At 48.2% G+C, this 14,859-nt stretch carries 14 protein-coding genes; all 14 read right to left on the bottom strand.

All coding sequences use genetic code 11. The features are described from left to right. Positions 1 to 11: 11 nt before the first annotated feature. The gene (gene recJ, locus G6R27_RS00495; RefSeq protein WP_213819134.1) at positions 12 to 2,039 is read right to left on the bottom strand and encodes a single-stranded-DNA-specific exonuclease RecJ; all 2,028 of its coding nucleotides are present in this window, start codon (positions 2,037 to 2,039) and stop codon (positions 12 to 14) included. After that, on the bottom strand, positions 2,032 to 2,982 hold the full coding sequence (rnz, locus tag G6R27_RS00490) for a ribonuclease Z (protein WP_213819133.1): 951 nt from the start codon (positions 2,980 to 2,982) through the stop codon (positions 2,032 to 2,034). Before rnz ends, recJ begins: the two co-directional genes overlap by 8 nt. A 25-nt stretch (positions 2,983 to 3,007) precedes the next feature. Next, a complete protein-coding gene (gene trmD, locus G6R27_RS00485; protein WP_213819132.1) occupies positions 3,008 to 3,751 on the bottom strand; it encodes a tRNA (guanosine(37)-N1)-methyltransferase TrmD in 744 nt (247 codons plus the stop codon). Further along, on the bottom strand, positions 3,751 to 4,269 hold the full coding sequence (rimM, locus tag G6R27_RS00480) for a ribosome maturation factor RimM (RefSeq protein WP_213819131.1): 519 nt from the start codon (positions 4,267 to 4,269) through the stop codon (positions 3,751 to 3,753). Before rimM ends, trmD begins: the two co-directional genes overlap by 1 nt. Before the next feature lie 116 nt (positions 4,270 to 4,385). After that, the gene (gene rpsP / locus G6R27_RS00475; RefSeq protein WP_213819130.1) at positions 4,386 to 4,832 is read right to left on the bottom strand and encodes a 30S ribosomal protein S16; all 447 of its coding nucleotides are present in this window, start codon (positions 4,830 to 4,832) and stop codon (positions 4,386 to 4,388) included. A gap of 121 nt (positions 4,833 to 4,953) precedes the next feature. Continuing rightward, positions 4,954 to 7,752, bottom strand: a complete 2,799-nt coding sequence (gene ileS / locus G6R27_RS00470; RefSeq protein ID WP_213819129.1) for an isoleucine--tRNA ligase — start codon at positions 7,750 to 7,752, stop codon at positions 4,954 to 4,956. A gap of 268 nt (positions 7,753 to 8,020) precedes the next feature. Next, positions 8,021 to 8,740: a DivIVA domain-containing protein gene (locus tag G6R27_RS00465; protein ID WP_213819128.1), complete on the bottom strand. Its 720-nt coding sequence runs from the start codon at positions 8,738 to 8,740 to the stop codon at positions 8,021 to 8,023. Between the two features lie 27 nt (positions 8,741 to 8,767). Then, positions 8,768 to 9,562: a YlmH family RNA-binding protein gene (locus G6R27_RS00460; RefSeq protein WP_213819127.1), complete on the bottom strand. Its 795-nt coding sequence runs from the start codon at positions 9,560 to 9,562 to the stop codon at positions 8,768 to 8,770. Between the two features lies 1 nt (position 9,563). After that, a complete protein-coding gene (locus G6R27_RS00455) occupies positions 9,564 to 9,833 on the bottom strand; it encodes a YggT family protein (RefSeq protein WP_213819126.1) in 270 nt (89 codons plus the stop codon). A 2-nt stretch (positions 9,834 to 9,835) separates the two neighbouring features. Beyond that, the gene (locus G6R27_RS00450; protein WP_213819125.1) at positions 9,836 to 10,282 is read right to left on the bottom strand and encodes a cell division protein SepF; all 447 of its coding nucleotides are present in this window, start codon (positions 10,280 to 10,282) and stop codon (positions 9,836 to 9,838) included. Positions 10,283 to 10,295: 13 nt separating this feature from the next. After that, a complete protein-coding gene (ftsZ, locus tag G6R27_RS00445) occupies positions 10,296 to 11,573 on the bottom strand; it encodes a cell division protein FtsZ (RefSeq protein WP_213819124.1) in 1,278 nt (425 codons plus the stop codon). A gap of 21 nt (positions 11,574 to 11,594) precedes the next feature. After that, positions 11,595 to 12,938, bottom strand: coding sequence for a cell division protein FtsA (gene ftsA / locus G6R27_RS00440; protein WP_213819123.1), 1,344 nt, complete (start codon positions 12,936 to 12,938; stop codon positions 11,595 to 11,597). A 107-nt stretch (positions 12,939 to 13,045) separates the two neighbouring features. Next, entirely contained in the window at positions 13,046 to 13,747 is a 702-nt protein-coding gene (locus G6R27_RS00435) for a cell division protein FtsQ/DivIB (protein WP_213819122.1), read from the bottom strand. A 10-nt stretch (positions 13,748 to 13,757) separates the two neighbouring features. After that, positions 13,758 to 14,858: an undecaprenyldiphospho-muramoylpentapeptide beta-N-acetylglucosaminyltransferase gene (gene murG, locus G6R27_RS00430; protein ID WP_213819121.1), complete on the bottom strand. Its 1,101-nt coding sequence runs from the start codon at positions 14,856 to 14,858 to the stop codon at positions 13,758 to 13,760. Position 14,859 lies beyond the last annotated feature (1 nt).

Below are 14,859 nucleotides of genomic sequence, written 5' to 3'. Positions count from 1 at the left end.
CTCTAACCGGTTTAGCCGGCAAAATAACGTTGGTAAGTGGTCGACTCATCCAAGGCCCGCTTCTCTGTTCGATCAAGGCAACGGATGTGACCCTCTTCCATTTTAACAAAGCCCAGGTCCAAAAAGACCTGAATCATTAATTTGAATTCTTTTTCTTCTAAAGACAAGACAGCTAAGGCTTTTGTCAAATCCAAAACGAGCGCTTCTTCTTGATGCCCGTATAGGTATTTGTAGGCCTTGGCAAAATCTGCTTTCGAGCGAACAAACCCTCTCTTTTTGCCCACTTGAGCGCTTTTTTTGGCTGTCGGTGTTGCCGGAGTGATTTCCTTTTTTTCAGGAAACATCACGTCTTCTATCATCAGCTGCAACCGTGTCCGGCCAGCAAAGGTATTGACACCAACCGTTCCGGCCAGCGTTGCTTGTTTTTGGCCAGACGCCAAAGTCACCAAAGCTGGATCGTTAAAGGCCAACGCCTCTACCGGTCCACGACCTCCATTAAAGGATAACTTGAGGTGCTTTTTTTCGGCACCCAGCGGCTGAACAGCAGTCAAAGCAACCTTTTCTAATCCGATTACCGGTTGCGGATTACCTTCGCCAAAAGGCTCTAAGGCGACCACCTGTTCGTAGAAGTCTTTTGTTAGCATCCGAGGTGCCATGACCAAGTTGATGGCTATGGGTTCTTCGTCAAAGGAAAGCTCCGCGCCCGCTTGTAAAATCCGGGCGCGCACTTTTTCCAACTTATCAGGGGCCATGGCCATTCCCAATGCACCCGCATGCCCACCAAAGGCGGTGTAGTCGTCTTGAAAATCTGCCAAAAAAGCATGCAAATCAAAATCACCATACGAGCGGCCAGAACCCTTGTAGACCCCGTCTACCTTTGTCATCACAACAACGGGCTTGGCCACAACGTCAGTCAAGCGTGCCGCCACAATTCCCAAGACCCCTTGGTGCCAGTCTTTTCCGGCAATTAAGAGGACGGGTTGGTTCGCCTGCTCAGCAGACATGGCCTGTGCTTTGGCCTCTTCAAAGACCTGATCGACCAATTCACGCCGTTCATTATTGAGCTCTTCAACCTTTTTGGCCAAGTCCTTTGCTTCCGTCTCATCTTTTACTTTGAGTAAGTCAAGCCCCAGGCTAGCGTCGCCTAGCCGCCCGATCGCATTTAATCGTGGCGCAATCTTAAAGCCGACCGTTTCCGACAAGACCGGCGCATCCTTTGGCTGTTTCGCCGTCTTCAACAATGCCGCAATCCCAGGTCGCGGATTGGTTTCGATTTCTTTCAATCCCCAAGTCACAAAGGCCCGGTTCTCGTCTTTTAATGACACGACATCGGCAATCGCGCCCATCGCCACCAAATCAAAGAATTCCGTTGGCAGGTCAGCCAAACTCTCAGCTGGCATGCCGTCTTGCAAAACGGCTTGGACAACTTTGAAGGCGACGCCTGCACCGGACAAGTCGCCAAATGGGTACTCGCCTTTTGGATGTCGCGGATGAATGACTGCGACAGCATCGGGCAGCTCCTCTGGCAAAGAGTGGTGATCCGTCACCACAACATCCACCCCCTGATCCTTGGCCCAGGCGATGGGCTTCTTACCGGTGACCCCGTTATCAACGGTAATGATCAGGCTGGCCCCCGTCTCCCTGACCAAGCGCTCGTAAGTAGCCTGATTGGGACCATAACCGTCTTCAAAACGGTTGGGAATATACGGGTAAACTTCTGCGCCAAGTGAAACTAATCCTTCAGTCATGATCGTTGTCGATGTCAACCCATCGACATCATAATCACCGTAGACCAAGATGGTCTCACCAGAAAAAACAGCCTCTTGAATGCGTTCAACCGCCACATCCATTTGATAAAAATCAAAAGGGTCGTGGAGCTGGTCAAAGGACGGTTCCAAAAAAGCTTTTGCTTGGCTGATCGTTTCGATCCCCTTTTGTACCAAAAAACCGGCCGTCACTGGCCCGATACCTAAATTATCCTGTAATAATTGCCGTTTTTTTGCATCCGGCTGTGCTAATCGATGCCATTTTCTAGTCATGTTGCTCCTTTGTAAACGGCACGTCAACGACGTCTAGATCGCGAGCAACATAGGTATTGGAAAAGACATTATGGACGTCTGTGATGAATTTCTGCAACAGTGGGCCGATGTAGCGAGCAGAAACGTGTGTTAACACGAGCTTTTTCACTCCGGCCTTCTTTGCCAAATTTGCAGCGTCACGAGACGTTGAATGCCCATGCGAACGCGCCATTTTTCCTTCGTCTTTTGTCATGCCATAGGTTGCCTCGTGAACCAAGACATCCGCGTCTTTGGCCAAGGCCAATTCGCTTTCTGCTGGCATCGTATCAAAGATAATCGTGATCACCCGACCAGGCTGTGCAGGGCCCAGATAATCGTTGCCGTTAATCACCCGGCCGTCTTCTAAGGTCACCGTCTCGCCAGCTTTCAGCCGACCATAGACGGGGCCAGATGGGATCTGATCAGCCCGCACTTTGTCGATCAGCAATTCGCCTGCATGCGGCTTTTCTTCCACACGAAAGCCCCAAGCTTCCATGCGGTGCCTTAACGGTTCAGCGACAACCTTAAACGTCTCGTCTTCAAAGATCGTCCCCTCTTCTAATTCCACGTAGTGAATCGGGTAAGACAAATGTGTTTCAGAGACACGAAGAGCGGCTGACACAAAGCTTTTAACACCCTTTGGTCCATATATGGTCAACGGCTCGTTCTTGTCTGCTCCTTGAAAGGAACGGGAAGACAAAAGGCCGGGCAGTCCAAAAATGTGATCGCCATGCAAATGTGAAATGAAGATCTTTTCGATTTTTCGAGGACGAATCGTCGTCTTTAAAATCTGGTGTTGGGTCGCTTCCCCCACGTCAAAAAGCCAGACAGCATTCCGCTCATCTAGCAACCGGAGGGCAATGCTAGCCACATTGCGAAATTTAGATGGCTGACCGGAACCGGTCCCTAAAAATTCTAATTCCATCGTTTTTACCTCTAGGGAAGTCGAACTAATCCTCGTTCAACTCCGTTTTAATATCATCCAAAAGGTCTCGTTCTTCATTGGAAAGTTTTCGGCCTTCTAGTAAATCTGGGCGTCTCAGATAGGTCTTTTTCAACGATTCTTTCAACCGCCAGGTCGCAATCTTGGCATGGTTACCAGAAATCAAGACATCCGGGACCTTCATGCCACGAAAATCAGCTGGGCGAGTATATTGCGGATATTCCAGCAAACCATCTTCAAAAGAATCACCCGAAGCAGACTCCGAGTTGCCCAAAACATCTGGCAAAAAACGAACCGTGGCATCGATCATGACCATGGCACCGAGTTCCCCACCCGTTAACACATAATCACCCAAGGAGATTTCCTCGTCGACCAAGGTCTTAATCCGTTCGTCATAGCCTTCATAGTGGCCACAAACAAAGGTCAAATGGTCATATTGGGCCAAACGTTCGGCGTCTTTGTGATCGAACGTCTTGCCGGCCGGATCAAGCAAGACAACATGTCCAGCCGACTGCTGATCGTCTTTTTCCTGAATGCTTGCAATGGCATCGAAGATCGGTTGAGCGGTCAACAACATCCCCGCCCCACCACCAAAGGGGTAATCATCAACGTTATTGTGCTTGTTTGTCGTATAATCGCGAAAATCTGTCACATTAAAGGACAAAGAACCCCGGTCGATGGCCTTTCCAATGATCGATTCTTGCATGGGCGCAAACATCTTTGGAAACAGCGATAAAACATCAATTTTCATTAATCGAGCAATCCTTCCAAAACATCGATGGTGATCATCTGATCCGCCACGTTGACTTCTTTAACAACATCTAAAATCACAGGAATAAGGGCATCTGCCCCCTGTTGGCGCTTAACAATCCAAACGTCATTGGCGCCTGTTTCCATAATTTCCTTAACGGTTCCAATGATCTTTCCATCCACATCCTGAACCGTGCAGCCGATGATGTCTGAGTAGTAATACTCCCCATCGTCTAAATCATTACGATCTTCTTCGGCCACATAGAGTTCCTGGCCTTTGTAAGCCTCGACCTCATTGATGTTGGTGACGCCAGCAAAGGTCACTAACCACATCCCTTTATGCAGCCGAGCCTTTTCCACCGTTTCTTTAAGGTAGTCACCATCCACCAAGCGGTAGACCGTTGCCCCTTTGGCAAAGCGTTCGTCAGCAAAGTCCGTGATCGCCTTGACCTTCAATTCTCCCTTGATGCCGTGCGTGTTGACAATGGTTCCAATTTTAAAAAAGTTTACAGTTTCCATACCGTCTATTATAGCAAATTATCAAAAAGCGCTCCTGGCAAATCCCGCTTATCGCGATCAGGACAAAAGACCTAGCAAATAAAAAAACTACCCGAGGGTAGTTTTTAAAGACCGGATTAAACCAAGTCCAACAAGTCAGCCTTCTTTGCTGATGATGGGTACTTTGTACCTTGTGCATCCAAGTATGACTTGATTTCAGCAACCGTGTTCTTTGTCGTTGGCTTTGCTGCTGCGGCTTCAGTTGAAGCAGCAGCCTTCTTTGCTGGCTTTGCTGCCTTTGCAGAAGCAGGCTTCTTACCTGACTTCGTTGCGGCAAACTTTGTCATGATGCCGGCCTTTGACAACAAGTTACGAACCGTGTCAGAAGGTTGTGCACCGTTTTCAAGCCAACCCATGATCTTTTCTTCATCAAGAGTCACTTCAGCTGGGTTAGCCACTGCGTTGTAAGTTCCAACCGTTTCAATAAAACGGCCGTCACGAGGTGAACGTGAGTCAGCGATGACCACACGGTAGAAAGGACGCTTCTTAGCACCCATGCGCTTCAAACGAATTTTAACTGCCATAAGTAATTTCCTCCGAATTTCTTTACTGACAATAGTATGCCAGAGATCAAAAAGCATGTCAAGTGTTTTTACTTGACATGCTTTTAATTTTGATTTTATCTTAGTAAAAGAATGTGATTACTTATTTTTCAAAGCCTTCTTCGACTGCTGCAGGGTAGAATTCCCGCACCAATTTGGCTTCATATCCGGCCAAATCAGGGAAAGCGGCATCAATACCCAAGTCTTCGTGGTAACGACGGTCACGTGGTGACAAGCCACCACGGGCCTTGTCGATTTGAATTTGGATGCCATCAAAGCTTGGCACAGAAGCAGCTGCTTCTTCTTCTTTCTTCAAGTCCAACTGGGAAACCATCATGATGAGGCGCATGTCCAAGCCTAAGTCTTTGATTGCTGCCAGTGGCGCATCAGACAGGTACAAGGTCATGGCTGCTTCGGCGTTCTTTCCGATCAGTTCTTTTGAACGGGCGCTTTCGATCGCCTTGTTGGCTGCCGAGCGCACCGCCATGACCGTTTGCCACTTTTCCTTGATGGCATTGGCATTTGGCAAGTTTTGCACTTCCGGCATGTCTTGCAAATAAGCAAAGTCCGTTGAATCGTCTGGCAAGTATGACCAGATTTCTTCGGCCGTGTGTGGCAAGACCGGCAAGATCAGCTTGGTCAAAGCGGTCACAATCTCATAAAAGACCGTTTGCATCGAACGACGTTCTGGCGCATTCGGCGCTTCGACATAAACCACGTCCTTAGCGATATCCAAGTAGAAGGCGGACAGGTCAACGTTGATGAAGTTGATCAACTTCGAATAAACGTCGTTGAAGCGGTAGTTGTCATAGGCCTCTTCCACGCCTTTGACAAGGTCATTCAACAAAACAGTCGCATACTGGTCGTGGGCAGCCCGTTTTTCAAATGGCACCGCATCCTTTTGATAATCAAAGTCCGACGTGTTGGCCAACAAGAAGCGCATCGTGTTTCGCACCTTCCGATAGGCATCGGCTACCTGCTTCAAAATTTCTTGTGAAACCGGCATGTCCTGTGACGTATCAACGGAGATTGTCCAGAGACGCAGGATTTCAACCCCGAGTTGGTCACCGACTTCGGCAGGAGAAATCGTGTTACCAAGGGACTTGGACATCTTGTTGCCCTTCCCATCCAAGGTAAAGCCTTGGGAAAGCAAGTTCTTGTATGGTGCCTGGCCGGTCACCGCCACTGAGGTAATCAATGATGAGTTAAACCAACCACGGTACTGATCCGATCCTTCCAGGTACAAATCGGCTGGGAAGTCGAGGTTTGGGCGTTGACGTAAGACACCGTTCCATGATGATCCGGAGTCAAACCAAACATCCATGATGTCTTCTTCCTTCTTGAAGTGGCCATTTGGTGAGTGGACGTTCGTGTAACCTTCAGGCAAGAGGTCCTTGGCTTCCCGTTCAAACCAGATGTTGGAGCCATGCTTTTCAACCAGTTGAGCGACGTGTTCAATCACTGCTTCGTCCAAAATGGCTTCACCATCTTCAGCATAGAAGATTGGCAATGGCACACCCCAAACACGCTGACGGGAAATGACCCAGTCACCCCGACCGGCAATCATGTTGTGCAAACGCTTTTGACCCCAACCTGGATAGAAGTTAACCTGGTCTAACTGATCCAAGATGTCTTGACGGAAGCCATCAATGGAAGCAAACCACTGCGGCACGGCACGCCAGATGATTGGCTTTTTTGTCCGCCAGTCAAATGGATAGGAGTGGGTGATGCTTTCTTTTGCCAAGAACAGACCAGCATCCATCAACTTCGTAATCACCGTGCCGGTCACATCGTCGTAGAAGCGACCTTCAAAGTCAGGTCCAGCTGACTTAGTCATGTTTCCCTTTTCGTCAACCGTCACCGCGATTTCCAAACCGTATGCCTTAGACACGTTGTAATCGTCTTCACCAAAGCCAGGGGCCGTGTGAACCAAACCAGTTCCAGAATCAAGGGTAACGTGATCCCCGACCATCACGACTTCGGCCACGTCCTTGTCCCATGGATGGTAGGCGGTGATGTTTTCGAGTTCAGAACCCTTGTGCTCTTCGAGCACTTCGTAATCGTCCCAACCAAACTTTGGCGCAACGGTTGAAAGCAATTCCTTTGCGACCACGTACTTCTTATCTTGACCAGCGGGCTTTACCAGCACGTAATCAAAATCAGGTCCGACTGTCACACCACGAGAAGCGGTCACCGTAAATGGCGTCGTCGTCCAAACAACAAGATAGGTATCGTTATCCAAGACACCCTTGCCATCCTTGACTTGATTAGCGTAGAAGAGTGACGTTGACTTCAAATCGTGATATTCGATTTCGGCTTCGGCCAAGGCAGATTCAGATGACCATGACCAATAAACCGGCTTGGCACCCTTGAAGATGTAGCCTTTCTTGGCCATGTCACCAAAGACGCGCAATTGAGCAGCTTCAAATTCAGGCTGCAAGGTGATGTAGGGATGATCCCAGTCGGCCAAAACACCGAGACGCTTAAAGTCCTTCTTCTGCTTGGCCACTTGTTCCAGGGCAAAGTCCTTGGCCAAGTTTCGCCATTCTGATTTTGGCATGGCCTTGCGATCGTGCCCTGCCTTAGTCAATTGTTGTTCGATCGGCAGGCCGTGGGTATCCCAACCTGGGACATAAGGCGCATAAAAACCAGACATGTTCTTGTAGCGAACAATGATATCTTTTGTAATCTTGTTTAGCGCGTGGCCCAAGTGGATGTTGCCATTCGCGTATGGTGGGCCATCATGCAGGTTAAAGTGTGGCTTTTGTTCGTTTTGCAAAAGACGCTTCCCGTAAAGATCATCATCGAACCACTGCTTTTCGCGAAGTGGTTCCGTCTTTGGCAAAGAGCCACGCATGGGGAAATCAGTTTTTCCGAGATTCAAGGTATCTTTGTACTTCATGGATTTTCTCCTATTTATTAAACACTACCAACAAAAAAATCCTATTTACTCTAACGAGTAAACAGGACGAATGAACGTGGTACCACCTATTCTTCCACTGATTCAATCAGTGCTTTAACGCAGCTTTAACGGGCTGCCCTTCGCTAGAACTTACTGCATTCAGTTCCAGGAAACGTCAGTGATATTTTTACCTTCAGGGATTGGCCATCTTCCACCAGACATGGCTCGCTTGCAATATCAAGGATAAAACGCGTCTCACGTTTAAAATTTAATCTTCTTCTGATTCAGGGAAGACAACAACCGTTGGGTCCGCTGGCTTTTCAGCGTTCTCATTGGTCTTACTAGCCTGCCCTTCTGCCTTTGACTTGTCGATTGGTCCTTTGGCAAAGTCTGGGATGTTATCCAAGTCGTTTGGCAAATCAATGGGTTCATCCGCTTCTTCTTTTGAAGCCTCTGAAAGCACCTGCTCAGACATCATGGACTCGGGCAATAGTTGCACAGCTTCTGCCAATTCATCATCTTGCAAGAGACTTTTTTGCTTGTCCAACATGTCAATGAATGAATCCTTGAAGGAAGCAACGCGTTCTCGCAAACGGTTCTGTTCGTCGATCAAGTCCGTGTTTTCTTGGGCCAAGCGCTTGGATTCGTTCTCAGCCTTCGTCCGAGCTTCTGACACAATATCCTGTGCTTCTGTTTGGGCCTTTTCCAGCTGTGACTTTACTTCTTCTTCCGTTTCAGAACGCAAACGCGAAGCAGCGGATTGGGCAAACATAATGGATTCGTTCACTTGATCCTTTTGTGCTTCCAACTCATCAATACGTTCTTGTTGCTGCTCACTTTGCTTTTTTAATTGTTCAAAGTCTGCAATCAACGAACGGTAATCGTTGTTCACTTCATCTAAGAAAGAATCCACTTCGCGAGCCACGTAAGCACGTGAGCCTTTGCGCGTAAATTCGTGATTCAAAATTTCATCGGGTGTTAATGCCATGTTGTCTTCCTTTCTCCCTCATTCTACTCAACGGCGAATGATTTGAAAAACTGCCTTTATTTTATCCCTTTTACTGTGTCCTGCCAAGCTTTGGAGGCAAATCCGCCCCTGCTTTCGAACTGAAATCACATCTTTTAGGCGAACCGATCGATCACAAGCCATCGCTTTTGACCAGTTAACAGCCACAAAGCCCCCATCAATCAGGCTCTTGGCTTCGGTTCTCGAAAGCCCAAAACAAGCTGCAATAACAGCGTCCAATCGGAGGGAAGGAAGTAGAACAAGCCGTTCTTCTCCTTGCACTTCAGGAACCAAAGCCTCGTTTCGCTCCACTTCTTGCCAGTTGGCCGAAACCTTTCCAACTTGTTGAATTTCTTGCTCGATGAATGGCACATAACGTTTTTCAACAGCGACCTGTGCCAGGCCTCGGTTAGCATCAACCACTATATCGCCGAAAGTAGCCCGATCGATACCAGCAGAAAGAAAGGCACCAAGTAAGTCCTTATGACGCAGTGTCACAAACTTCTTAGCAAAGGTTAGCTGAAGCAAACAAAGATCAAAATCATCTTCTTGAATCGTCATAAAGTCCGGTGCCAAAACGAGGCGCGCTTTTTCAGCCCGGTCGAAAAGTCCTTCTTCTTGAACCTGAATAGGCATTTGATCGCCTAATACCGTCATCACAATGTGGCGTTCCCGTGGATTTAAGAAGTGGGTCAAGATGATACGGTAGTCATTTTCAACCATCTCAAGCCAATCGATGGCTTGTGCAACAAAGGCCCGCTCTTCTGGATCGAAGTGCTGGGCCACTGATTGATTACTTGCCATCCTAAGCCACCACGGCTAATAAAGCTGGTAGTACATAGGACACGATTCCTTCCAAAACAAGCAATGCAACGAGGGGTCGCAAATCCAAGAAACCAAGCGGCTTAATGAATGAAAAGAGCTTGAGATAAGGCAGAATAATCTTCCCAAGTTCCCGTCCGAACCAAGTGTGGTAAAGACGAGGAATCCAAGACATGAGAATGTAGATCACAAGTGCGTATGAATAGATTTGAATGGCGTAAGCCAAAATGACAATAAGCGCAGACGCAATCATATTTAGTACCGCGATTGATTATCTAAGTTTTCGCTCATGGAGCCGGCCACTTCATAAGTCGCAGGCGTCAGCAAGAAGATTTTCTCGCCAATGCGCTCCATCGAACCGTCAACAGCATAAACCGCACCACCAATGTAATCCAAGATGCGACGAGCCGGATCTTCTTCCAGTTGGGAAAAATTAACGATGACAGCGTCGCCTTCGATGACTTGTGAAGCAATGGCGCGTGAATCAGCGTAGACCTTTGGTTCAAACAAAGCAATCCGTGCTTCTGCAGGAGTCGAAACCGTCTGGTTGCTCTGGTTCTTTGGCTGCTTCTTCACAGCAGCCATCGATTTCTTAGGCTTTTCTGCCTGAGTTGTTGGCACTTCTTCTTGCACTTCTTCATACTCGTCTTCGTAGTAATCGTCGTCACCAGAAAACAAGGTTTTAATTTTATCAAAAGCCATGAATTACTCCTTCTTAACGCTTCTTAAAGAAAGGTGGTTGGTCATCATCTTCAGATGACAAGTCGAGGTCAATGTTTTGGTTCAGTGGCTCAACTGGGTCGAAAGCTTGCTTTTGCACACCATCGAACTGTTTTTCATCACGCGAAGGCTCTTCTTTTGTCGTGATATCCCAATCAGCAAAGGGATCATTCTTGGCATCGACACCTTCAGCACCATCAGATGCCGAACGGGAGAAGAGACCGGCCTGCCCATTGGCAGTTTCATTGGCAGCAGCCTGTGGTGCCGCTTTTTCAACCGTTGGTTGTGCTGACTTAGCAGCCGGACGCTTCTTACCATCTTGCAAGCCAGTGGCAATCACCGTGACACGAATGGCATCATTCATGTCCATGTCAACGGAAGTTCCAAAGACCACGTTCACATCACGACCCGCTTCTTGGTTGATCACGTCGGCTGCAGACTGTGCTTCATAAACTGAAAGATCAGCGCCTCCAGTGACGTTCAAAAGAACTTCGGAAGCCCCTGTCATATCGACTTCAAGCAAAGGTGACGAGATCGCAGAACGCGTGGCGTCAACCGCCCGTGATTCTCCCGTGGCCGTTCCAACACCCATTAAGGCAGGACCGGCATCTTCCATCACCGTTTTCACATCGGCAAAGTCCAAGTTAATGAATCCAGGATTAGTAATCAATTCTGAAATGCCACGGACACCTTGTGCCACGACATCATCAACCACTTTAAAGGCTTCGATGATTGGCAACTTCAAATCGATTTGGTCTTTCAAACGCTCGTTAGTGATCACCACCAACGAGTCGACCTGCTCTGACAAAGCTTGCAACCCTTCCGTCGCATACTTCGAACGCTTTGGTCCTTCCCATGCAAAGGGACGAGTCACAACGGCTACCGTTAAGGCCCCCATATCCTTTGCGATTTTAGCCACAACTGGTGCGGCACCGTTTCCAGTTCCACCACCCATTCCGGCCGTGATAATCACCATGTCAGCGCCCTTCAAAGCACCTTCGATTTCTTCAGTTGATTCTTCTGCCGCCTTAGCACCACGTTCGGGGTTCGAACCTGCACCAAGTCCACCCGTCAACTTCGGACCGATCTGAATCTTTTGGTGTGCTGCAGACTTATCCAACGCTTGAACGTCCGTGTTGGCCACGATGAAATCCACTCCTTGGATGTCATCTTCAATCATGTGATTAATGGCGTTCGATCCACCACCACCAACACCGATGACCTTAATTACCGCGCCGGTTGATGCCTGCGTTTCGTCGATTGTAAAGTCCATGAAAATACTCCTTTGGAATGGTTAGTCTTCGTCGTTTGTTTCTGCAAATAATGAGGTCAAAGAAGTCTTCATCCTCTTGAAGAAGCCTTCTTTTGGCTCCTTTTCGTCAATATAAAAGTCGTCTTCTTCAGTTGTTTGAATGACAGCGTCATCCTTATCCGCCTGATAGTAATTTTCAGCTTCAGGAGCCTGTTCGATTTGCTTGCCCATCAAAACCGCCTTGATCATCTTTTGAAGATCCGATTGGAAAGCTTCAAAGGAAGCAAAGGCCAAAGCGCGAGCAAAGGAAGGATGACGTAAGCCAATCTGGTTCGGTCGAGCTACCTGAACATTTTGACCAAAGTGTTCCTGTGCTTTTGATAGCAGGCCTGGCGTGGCGGCTGAACCACCCGTAATGATGTATCCGCCGGGTAAATCATCAGCCCCCACGTTGTCTAACTGCTGGTCTAAGCGATCAAAAATTTGATCAAAACGTGCTTCCATAATGGAGGCCAAGTACTTTTCGTCAACCGGCTTCTTTTCAGTGCGACCAACAGCATCGACATAAAAGATTTGTTCGGCTGAAGCTTGCTTCGAATCGGCTGAGCCATACTTAACTTTGACGGCTTCAGCTTCGTCTTTTGAAATGCTCAAAACCGTCGAGATGTCCTTTGAAACGGACAGGCCACCTTCATAATCGACCGTCATGTATTTCACTTTGTGGTCGTGAATCACCGACGCCGTTGATTGGCCACCAGCCAAATCAATTAAGATAGCGCCAAAGTTCTGTTCAGCATCCGACAGGAAGGCTGGTGCCAAAGCCATCGGTGCCAAGTCCATGGCGGCAATCGACAAGCCAGCTTTTTTAACCGCTGTTTTAATGCCGTCAACCACCTTGTTTGGCGCCAGGTAGACAAGCCCTTGAACTTCAAGGCGAACGCCAATCATATCGGTTGGATCCTTAATGCCATCAAAGCCATCAACAATAAATTGTGATGGCAAAAATTCAACCGGCGTCTGTTCAGCCAAAGACAAGGTGTTCAAAGCTTGGGTCGTCACGTTAACGACATCCTGACCGGTAATTTGTTTATTTTGATTTTCGATCGAGACCAAACCAGACACTTTTTGAATGCTAATCTGGTTGGCCGGTAAGCCGACCACCACTTCTTCAATGGACACATTGGCCTTCTTCGAAGCTTGGGAAATGGCTTGCTTAATGGCTTCGGCCGTCTTGTTAATATCAACAATCACACCGCGCTTCAAACCAGCCCCAGCGGCCGAACCCGTAGCAATGACGTTGAATCGGCCACCGTTATTTTGAGCGACAACCACTTTTACCATGGTTGTGCCGATATCTAATCCAACTATCACGCCATCTTGGGTCATGCTGTATCCCCTTTAATTAAAAATTTTTAAACTAAACCTAAAGATAATCTTAACATATTGGAGGCCTGGTCGGTAGGCTTTCAAAGGAATTTCTTAGCGAATTTTGTCTAAGATCCATAGTTGTATGAATAGGAGCCAATCTGCAAATCGATAATGCCTGGCTCACTCATCGATTGGGCAATTCCAGCATAATAACGCATTTTTTCAGAAAGTGTCTTCTGCGTGGCATAAACCGTGTTGCCATCATCCATGATCAAGATCAACTTGCTGTCGTTTTTACTATCCGGCGCAAACCGAATTTCACCGATATCTTGGCGGATGACCTTATCCAAAGAAGCGACCTGCTTGGCCACTTTTTTCACCCGATCATTTGATTGAAAATCCGAATAGACCGGTCCCCGACCATCGGGCTCTTTAACCAACCGCCGATTGCCATTCGAGTCGAGCTGATACCAGCGCCCTTTTTCTTGAATAAAGCCCGCATTAATCTTTTCTGCTACCGTCACTTTCAACGTCGTCTGCGAAAGTTGCAACTTAGCTTCCGACACCTTGTTGTTTTGATGAATGATTTTTTGAGCCAAGAAGCCTTCTTGTAAGACGACCTGATAGCGATAAGCCCCTTCTTTTAGGCCCATCTGTTTTTCAATCGTTTCGGTCGGAATGTTACCAGAATCAACCGTAACCGTTGTGATTTTTTGCCAGGGCCGCCACAGGGCCATTAAGAGGAGAAAGCAGGCCAAAAAAGCCAGGGCCCACCAGGCACTGGTTTTGACTTCGTCCTTTGAGATTGTGTGCCATTTTTCTTGCACGAATCGACTCCTAATTTTGGACGACGCTCTTGATCAAGTCGTAGAAGCGATCCCCGGCATCGGTAATGCCAACCTTTTTGGATTGCCCTTCCATGGCTTTGGCTTGGTCGTCGTTTAAAAGCAAGGCGTCGGCCGCCTTGACCAAGCTTTCCCCGTTCAATTCGGGTTCCGTGATGGCTAAAGCCGCACCAGCGTCCACCAAGGATTTTGCGTTCTTCGTCTGGTGATCACCAGTCACAAATGGTGATGGCACCAGGATACTTGGCAAGCCAAGCGCCGTCAATTCGGCGATCGACGTGGCCCCGGCACGTGAAACCAAGACGGAAGCCTTTTGCATGACAGCTGGCATGTTATCGATGTAGGGCAATACCTTCACGTGGTCTGACAACGTCTTGCCCTGTTCTTGCAAAAGGCGCATGAAATTATCGATCCGCTTTGGCCCTGCGACCAAAACAACTTGATAGTCGCGGTCATTAAAGGCAGGGACTGCTTCTAAGGCAGCAAAGTTAATCGCTGGTGCTCCTTGGGAACCACCAAAGATCAACAAGGTCTTCTTGTCATCGGACAAGCCGTAGCTTTCCCATGAAAAATCAGAAGACATCTTAGCCACTTCTTGGGCCCGCGGATTCCCGATCAACTCGGTCTTATCAGCCGGGAAGAAACTCTTGGCATCCGGGAAGGCGATCCCGATCTTGGTTGCCTTTTTAGCCAAGAACTTGTTGGTGACACCAGCCACCGAGTTCTGCTCGTGGATGACCGTTGGGATGTGCAACTGTTCGGCCGCATAGAGAACAGCACCGGAGACGTAGCCACCCGTTCCGACAACGACGTCTGGTTCGAAGGCTTGAATCATCTTCTTGGCTTCTGAGACGGCCTTTAAGAAGAGGTAGACCGTCTTAAAATTGGTCAGCGAAAGCGAACGGGAGAATCCCTGAACATGTAATTGCTTAAAAGGCATGCCCGTCTTTGGCACGATGTTTTTTTCAACCCCACGAAAAGAACCGACGTAGAGAAATTCCGCATCTGCTTCCTTTTCCTTGATAATGTCGGCCAGGGCCAAAGCTGGGTAAATGTGGCCGCCCGTGCCGCCACCTGAGAGCATGACTTTCATT

It is taken from the genome of Fructobacillus papyriferae, assembly GCF_018437225.1.
Lineage (GTDB): Bacteria > Bacillota > Bacilli > Lactobacillales > Lactobacillaceae > Fructobacillus > Fructobacillus papyriferae.
Note: the sequence above shows the minus strand (reverse complement) of the source record. Positions and strands in the feature narration are given on the sequence as shown.